Raw genomic sequence first — 243 nt, 5'->3', positions numbered from 1 at the left:
TTGATTTCTTCTAAGGATAAACCTAAAGTCTCAGATGATAATCCTTTGATCATACATCCTGAATCAAGCCAAATTTCATCAGCTTCTTTTGCTTGTTCAGGGGTTTTATAAACATTTGAAATTAAAGAATTTGAAAAATCTCTTAGGTGAGTGATATTCATTCTATTGCTTGGATCATTAAAATCCATCGATTTTATTCCATTTATAGCATACCCCTTAGGCATAGAATTTATATCTGCTTCA

1 pseudogene is annotated in these 243 nt (G+C 30.9%); it reads right to left on the bottom strand.

The annotated features are described in order from the left end of the window. Nucleotides 1–243, bottom strand: a pseudogene (locus tag CCO88_RS10540) (Cj0814 family flagellar-dependent secreted protein); the annotation flags it as partial.

The sequence above is a fragment of the Campylobacter coli LMG 9860 genome (assembly GCF_000254135.1).
In the GTDB taxonomy this organism is placed as follows: Bacteria; Campylobacterota; Campylobacteria; order Campylobacterales; family Campylobacteraceae; genus Campylobacter_D; species Campylobacter_D coli.
This window is presented reverse-complemented; position numbering and strand designations above follow the sequence as displayed.